This window comes from Blautia sp. ZXY-1-B12 (assembly GCF_056339915.1).
On sequence record NZ_JBWJVP010000229.1, the window covers coordinates 45,085 to 51,642 of the forward strand.

Genomic DNA, 6,558 nt, shown 5'->3' on the forward strand with positions numbered 1-6,558 from the left:
AAACAGCCGCATATACTAATACTATAACATTATGCAGCAGTCCGGCATCTTCAGAAATGAGAAATTACATGAATACAGATATCCCGCCTCGGTCTGCTATAATCATGGAGGTAAAAAATGTCAGAAATATGTAAAAATAACTGCCAAAATCCTTATAATATATGTTATGATAATTACCTGAATACCAACGCCTGTACGGAATGTACCGGCCTGATATGCACTCCTGCCAAAGACAATGACGAATGGGAAAGCTACCGGAAAATTTTTGATTTTATCCCCGAACCGCCGGAAAGCAATATCCCTCCCTGTAAATAATTATTGCATACGGCAGGAATCATGTTCAAACGAATGATTTATCGGAGGTCCTGTCTGTATTATGAAAAAACTGCTTGCTGCATGTGTCTGTGCCGGCCTTAGCTTTTCTTTTGCCGGATGCAGCCCTGAAACCATACTGGAACAATTCACATCCACCGGAGACACATCCGTCCGGGAACTTACTTCTTCATCTGACACCACAACTGAAACCGAAACAAAAGACCGTATCTATATGGATGAACTTTCCGGTACCCTGCAGGATTTTTCAGGAAGCCAGCTTATTCTGAACACGGACAGTGCCTCCTATGTATTTAATGTTTCCAATGCCACCCTGGAATGTAAAGGCGGCATGATCACCGGCGATGAAATCAGTATCATTTACGAAGGTCAGCTTTCCGGTACTGACACAGGCAGTGTACATGTTCTGAAGGTTGTAGATGAATTTCATAAAAAAAATAAGCTGAAAAAGCGCACTGCGCATGGGCAGGTCATTTCCCTGACTTCCAATACCATCACAATAAAATCAAAGAAAGGAAAAACAGCCACCTATCCGATCACAGGAACAAAACAATATTATCAGAATGGAATCAAAGCCGGTGACTGGGTTTACCTTACATTCAAGGGAAAATTCCCGGATACCTCCAATGATTCTTCCGTATCCTTAAATGCCAGTCACCTGAAAGTACTGAGTATTTCTGATCTGAAAGATCTGGAAATACCGGATCCTACCCCAACTCCGGATCCAAAACTCACACAGACACCGGAGCAGATAGAAAATAAAGAAAAACAGCTGCTGGCAACTGTACAGGGAGTAAATCTGAATATCCTCCGGATTCTTCCTGCCGGAAGTGACACCTCCTTTAATCTGGATATGTCAGCAATTCCCGCTTACTTCAAGGGAGGAATTGCCCCGGGATCTCATGTTAATGTTACTTATATCGGAGATCTGGAAACAACATCCCTGGAAGAAGTCCGTATTATTGCTGTGACAGGTGAGGATCCTGATACCATTAATGACAAACATATTTCCTTTACAGTAACCGGCACGATCATTGGAAGTACTGCCAACACCATCACTGTACAGACAGATGACGGTGCCATAGATACCTTCCGTACAGAAAACGCGCAGGATCTCACTGCAGGCGGCATGGAATACGGCGACTATGTGTGTGTTACCTTCCATCCATCCAAATCAAAATCTTCTAATATTTATACAGCAATTAAGGTACAGGATGCGTAAATTGTTACTGTTCACTCCGTTCTCAGCAACACGCTTCGCGATGCAGGAAATATGAACCTCCTTGTGCAATGCCCAAGGAGTATCGTTTGCTTCACAAACTTAATTTATGCTAATCGCATAAATTCGCGCGGTATGTCTCGGGTTTTCTGTGACCTTCGCTCACACAAAACACCTCGCGGGATATCACCAGTGAACAGTAACCGTAAATTTCTTCTTGATTTCCGCTTCACCTTCCGCAAGCCAGCGGTATGCAGTATCCTGATTTCCCAGGATTTCTGCAAAGGACTGAACTTCATCCCGGATTCCTTTTCCATGAAGAACTCTGTAAGCTCCCGCATCACTTCCGGGGGCTGTTTTTATTCCCAGCCGGAATGCTTTTCTGATATTCTCTTCTGCGGATTCTATGATCGGTTTCAGAGTCTCATCATCATAACGCCCGTCTCCCAGAAGATTTCTCACTGTAACCAGAGTCGGAACCCAGACTGTATCGCTCTCTGCCAGCATGGCAAGGCTTTCTTCATTCATATAGTTTCCATGCTCCAGACTGTCCACTCCGGCAGCCACCGCTGCCTGTACTCCGTAATCTCCGTTGGTATGGGACATGACAGCCATACCTTCCTCATGTGCAATATGTACCATTTCCTTTACCTCTGACCCATCCAGAGGTGTTCCGGTAATCGCTCCATGTTCATTAAAATCCAGAATCCCGGTAGTCATGATCTTAATAAAATCTGCCCCTGCCTGTTTCGCCTCCAAAACACGCTTATGAAATTCCACCATTGTGGCAAAACCATTTCCCACAATAGAACCATAATGCCCTTCTTTGTGAATGGCAAATATCGGAGTTCTGTAATCTATTCCATACTCTGGTGCAAGCTCTTTCGCTCTCGCAGAAACACCCAGCGCATCACCGCCATCACGTACAAAAACAATTCCCCGTTCCTGGTATGCTTTCAGATGCTCTCTTATTATCTTGTCGTCCGGTCCATTTTTATGCACCTCAACTGCATGGCGGTAATTCACACCATCCATAATAATATGCGCATGACATTCTCCAAACATTTCCCGTTTCTCTTCCTCTTCCCTGCTGCTTTCTTAATTCAAAACATAGAGTCAGACGGATAAACTCATCCGCTTCGCTATGCAACTCTATGCTCAATAACCACTCCGCAGTTTTACTTAATCTTTTATCTATAATCTTTTATCTACAATTTTTTATTTTTCAAAAAAATTTCGGATTTCGTCTTCTGTTGCCTGCACAGACCCCTGGACAAAGAATGGCTTTCCGCCGCCTCTTCCGTTTAATGCAGCATTCATTTCCTTTGTATACTGCCGTAAATCTCCGTCAATCTCGCCCATGGCATACTTATAGCTTCCATCTTCATTTCTGGAAAATACTGCACAGCAGCCCTCACAGGTATTCATCACTGCATCCGCAAGTTTACGTACAGAATCTGCTTCCAGACCTTCTTTAAAGATCAGGACACTTCCTGCACCTTCCCATTTCTTAGCCTCTGCCCTAAACATCTCTTCTTCCATACGGGCAACCTGGCCTTTCATACGGAAATTCTCATCCTGAAGACGCTGTACTGCATCTGCTGTTCTGTCCATCTTTGCAGAAAGCTTCATGGAAATCTGATGATTCTGCTCATTCACCATATTCAGATAATCCAGAACACGTTTACCGCAGATCATCTCCATACGGATACCATCATGGAATTTCACTACAGAGAGAAGCTTCACCATTCCAATCTCACCTGTATGTGTCACATGGGTTCCACAGCAGGCGCATACGTCTACTCCCGGAAACGTCACGATACGAACCTGTCCTGTCAATTCTTTCTTACTTCTGTAATCAATAGTCTTCAGTTCCTCAGCATCAGGATAAGTGATTACAACTTCCCTATCCTCCCACACTCTCTCATTCACTTCCCGCTCAATTTCTGCAAGCTGCGAGTCATCCAGCATACCATTCAAATCTACAGTGATCACATCGCTTCCCATATGGAAACCTACATTATCATAACCATACTTCTCATGGATAATACCGCTGACCATATGCTCACCGGAATGCTGCTGCATCAGGTCAAAACGGCGCGCCCAGTCAATCTTTCCCTCAACCTTCGCACCCACTTCCAGAGCCTTATCAGTATAATGAAGTAATTCTCCATCTTTCTCATGAACCTCTGTCACCTTTGCATCCCCCAGTGTTCCCACATCACTTGGCTGACCGCCGCCCTCCGGATAAAAAGCACTCTCATCCACAATGACCGCATAACCTTTCTTTTGCTCTCTGCACTCTACTACGGTTGCGGTGAATTCTTTTTTATATACATCTTCATAGTATAAACGTCTTGTTTCTGTCATGATCTGTCTCTCCTTGTTAATCTGTCATATTGCCCCGCATTATCTTCTATAATAAATATAAATGCCATATTTTATTTCATTGCAATCAAGTATAGACCAAATCAAAAGGCTTCGCAAGACCGTCACTCAGAGATATTTTCTATAAAAAATCCGTTAATCAAAACAGCCAATAACCAGCGCAGAAAAATAGTTTGTTTTGTGTGCATTTGCAGGATACTTAGATATTCTTAGCTGGCAAAAATCTGCGTTATGAGAAAAATGACACACTGTCTGAGCCGCCATGCGGCGAGTTTGTGGCATTTTTCTCATGCTTTTAGCAGATTTTTGGCAGCTTAGAATATCTTAGTGTCCGAAACCGCACACAAAACAAACTATTTTTCTGCGCGTCCCTTTTTTCTCAAAATTTCCAATATCTGAATCCATTCCCCCACCTCCTGCGTTATAATTAAATGAACAGGGAAAAGGAGACAGTAATGATCACAGAAAAGCAATATCTGGAATATCTGATTAAGCAATACCAGAACTTAATATATTCGATCTGCCTGAAATCTGTCGGTAATCCATTTGATGCCGAAGATCTCACTCAGGAAGTCTTTCTGTCTGCCTATAAGAACCTTTCCCGCTTTGATGGTAATTATGAGAAAGCCTGGTTAAGTAAGATCGCTGTCCGAAAGTGTCTGGATTATCTGAAAGCAGCCGGGCGGCGAAGTATTCCAACAGAAGACACCTACTTTTCCCAGATTCCGGACAGGCAATCCTCTCCCGAAGATGAATATGTCAACTACCCATCACCTAAAGGTAATGGGCTTGTAACTGCCCAGTCGTAGTAACGGCTTACGCCTCCGACCTTTTATCCCCAATAGGCATTGCTGCCTAAAGTGGCGTTACATCATTGGGTGGTTGACAGCACCCTTTGTAGCAGAGTTTACTCTGTTACAACTGTATTAGGTACTTGGCTATCAGCAAGATAGTTTATTCCCATACGATACAGATTCATAGCTCCAATACGGTCATCATTAGACGTATAACCGCAGTTTTTGCAAGTAAACAAATGTATTTTCTTATTACGATTAGACTTTTCAGTATGTCCACAAGCAGGACAGCATTGACTGGTATAACGAGGATCCACCTTTATTACAGAAGATTGATTCTGCTTCGCTTTGTAAATCAGCTTCTGCTCAAGGTCATAAAAAGACCATGATACAGAAACATAGCGGTTTTTTGTTTTGACACGTTCTGTAACATTGCGAATACCAGTCAAATCTTCTAATACAAAGAGAGTATGCTTTGGATTACCGGTGGCGAGTGCCTTCGATACCTGATGGTTAATATCCTGCATCCAACGGTTTTCTCGCTGACCGATAGCTTTTAGTCTTCGCCTTGAGGATGGCGTATGTCGCATTTGAAGTTCTTTACGAAGCCTGGAATAATTAGCCCGTTTCTGTTTAATAGCTTTACCACTAACAAATCCAGACTTATGTTTACTGTCATAAGTTGCAATAACAAAGTTAATACCTCTGTCAATACCTACAACATTACAAATATCAGAAATATTACTTTCTTCAACCTCATAGGTAACTGGTATATGCAGATAGTATTTACCATGTTTATTTACAAGTTTGGCAGTACCAAACTTGTAAATAGAATGGTTAAAATACTTAGACATACCCTCAGCAAAATAAGGAAGTTTCACACGACCATTAAGCGTATTAACGGAAAAGCAGTTTTGAGTTAAAGAATAATCTCTGTTCCAAACCAGGTCGTACTGAGGTTTTTTAAAAGATGGTTTTATCCATTCATTCTGATTTTCAAGAATGGTCTTATATCTTGCGATAACCGTTTTAAAAACAGACTGCGCCATTTGTGATTTGAGACTGAACTTTTCTCTTAGAGTAGAGTACAAAATTTTATTGAGTGAGAACTGCTTTAGGTCATGTGTGCGGAATACATAATCTGAAACATAATTACAGGCATCACAATAAACAGACATTGTTTTATTAAGCAAAACTTTATCTGTATCAGTTGCAACTATCTGAACTTTTGCAGTTATAGTTATCTGTTCCATAAAATTTATTCCTCTCATTGATACTTCACTAGCAATAGTGTATACTAATATTTAGTGAACGTCAATAACTATCAGAGGTGATTTATGGATAATAGATATTATCGTCATAACAGACGAAAATACAGTCTGAAAGTACATATAGTTCTTGTAACCAAATACCGCAAACAACTACTACAAGGCTCTATTGCTGATGATGTGAAACAAAAGATTCTCGATATAGCTAATACTCGTGGCTACGAAATAATTGCTATGGAAACAGACAAAGACCATATACATTTTTTGTTAAGTTATGATGCAACGGATAGAGTATGCGACATTGTTAAAATTGTAAAGCAGGAAACAACATACTACTTATGGCAAAAGTATAATTCGGTCTTATCAAAACAGTATTGGAAGAAAAAAATATTTTGGTCAGATGGTTATTTTGCTTGCAGCATTGGAGAAGTGTCATCAGCAACTATACAAAAATATATTGAGAGTCAAGGATAATAGATAACAATTTACAAGGCTCCTCCCACCGCCTAAAGGCAGTGGGTTTCCGCCCATGACAAACGAAAGGATTTATTTATGA

At 41.3% G+C, this 6,558-nt stretch carries 6 protein-coding genes; 3 read left to right on the forward strand and 3 right to left on the reverse strand.

The annotated features are described in order from the left end of the window. The first annotated feature begins 376 nt into the window (after nucleotides 1-376). Complete coding sequence (locus tag AC075L_RS15935) at nucleotides 377-1,555, forward strand: hypothetical protein (protein ID WP_008707014.1); 1,179 nt, start codon at nucleotides 377-379, stop codon at nucleotides 1,553-1,555. Between the two features lie 183 nt (nucleotides 1,556-1,738). Here the strand turns inward: AC075L_RS15935 and AC075L_RS15940 are convergent, their stop codons facing one another. Beyond that, nucleotides 1,739-2,617: an amidohydrolase family protein gene (locus tag AC075L_RS15940; protein WP_173679690.1), complete on the reverse strand. Its 879-nt coding sequence runs from the start codon at nucleotides 2,615-2,617 to the stop codon at nucleotides 1,739-1,741. Between the two features lie 153 nt (nucleotides 2,618-2,770). Further along, nucleotides 2,771-3,922: an alanyl-tRNA editing protein gene (locus tag AC075L_RS15945; RefSeq protein WP_476387895.1), complete on the reverse strand. Its 1,152-nt coding sequence runs from the start codon at nucleotides 3,920-3,922 to the stop codon at nucleotides 2,771-2,773. Nucleotides 3,923-4,395: 473 nt separating this feature from the next. On the opposite strand from AC075L_RS15945, the gene AC075L_RS15950 reads away from it, so the two are divergent. Beyond that, on the forward strand, nucleotides 4,396-4,749 hold the full coding sequence (locus tag AC075L_RS15950) for an RNA polymerase sigma factor (protein ID WP_476387896.1): 354 nt from the start codon (nucleotides 4,396-4,398) through the stop codon (nucleotides 4,747-4,749). A gap of 98 nt (nucleotides 4,750-4,847) precedes the next feature. On the opposite strand, the gene AC075L_RS15955 is transcribed toward AC075L_RS15950, so the two are convergent. Further along, complete coding sequence (locus AC075L_RS15955; RefSeq protein WP_118569508.1) at nucleotides 4,848-5,987, reverse strand: RNA-guided endonuclease TnpB family protein; 1,140 nt, start codon at nucleotides 5,985-5,987, stop codon at nucleotides 4,848-4,850. Nucleotides 5,988-6,071: 84 nt separating this feature from the next. On the opposite strand from AC075L_RS15955, the gene tnpA reads away from it, so the two are divergent. Further along, nucleotides 6,072-6,476: an IS200/IS605 family transposase gene (gene tnpA / locus AC075L_RS15960; RefSeq protein WP_055054026.1), complete on the forward strand. Its 405-nt coding sequence runs from the start codon at nucleotides 6,072-6,074 to the stop codon at nucleotides 6,474-6,476. The last annotated feature ends 82 nt before the right edge of the window (nucleotides 6,477-6,558 follow it).

Coding starts and splice junctions, on each gene's coding strand:
- AC075L_RS15935 (WP_008707014.1), top strand. CDS start 377: ATGAAAAAACTGCTTGCTGCATGTGTCTGTGCCGGCCTTAGCTTTTCT.
- AC075L_RS15940 (WP_173679690.1), bottom strand. CDS start 2,617: ATGTTTGGAGAATGTCATGCGCATATTATTATGGATGGTGTGAATTAC.
- AC075L_RS15945 (WP_476387895.1), bottom strand. CDS start 3,922: ATGACAGAAACAAGACGTTTATACTATGAAGATGTATATAAAAAAGAA.
- AC075L_RS15950 (WP_476387896.1), top strand. CDS start 4,396: ATGATCACAGAAAAGCAATATCTGGAATATCTGATTAAGCAATACCAG.
- AC075L_RS15955 (WP_118569508.1), bottom strand. CDS start 5,987: ATGGAACAGATAACTATAACTGCAAAAGTTCAGATAGTTGCAACTGAT.
- tnpA (WP_055054026.1), top strand. CDS start 6,072: ATGGATAATAGATATTATCGTCATAACAGACGAAAATACAGTCTGAAA.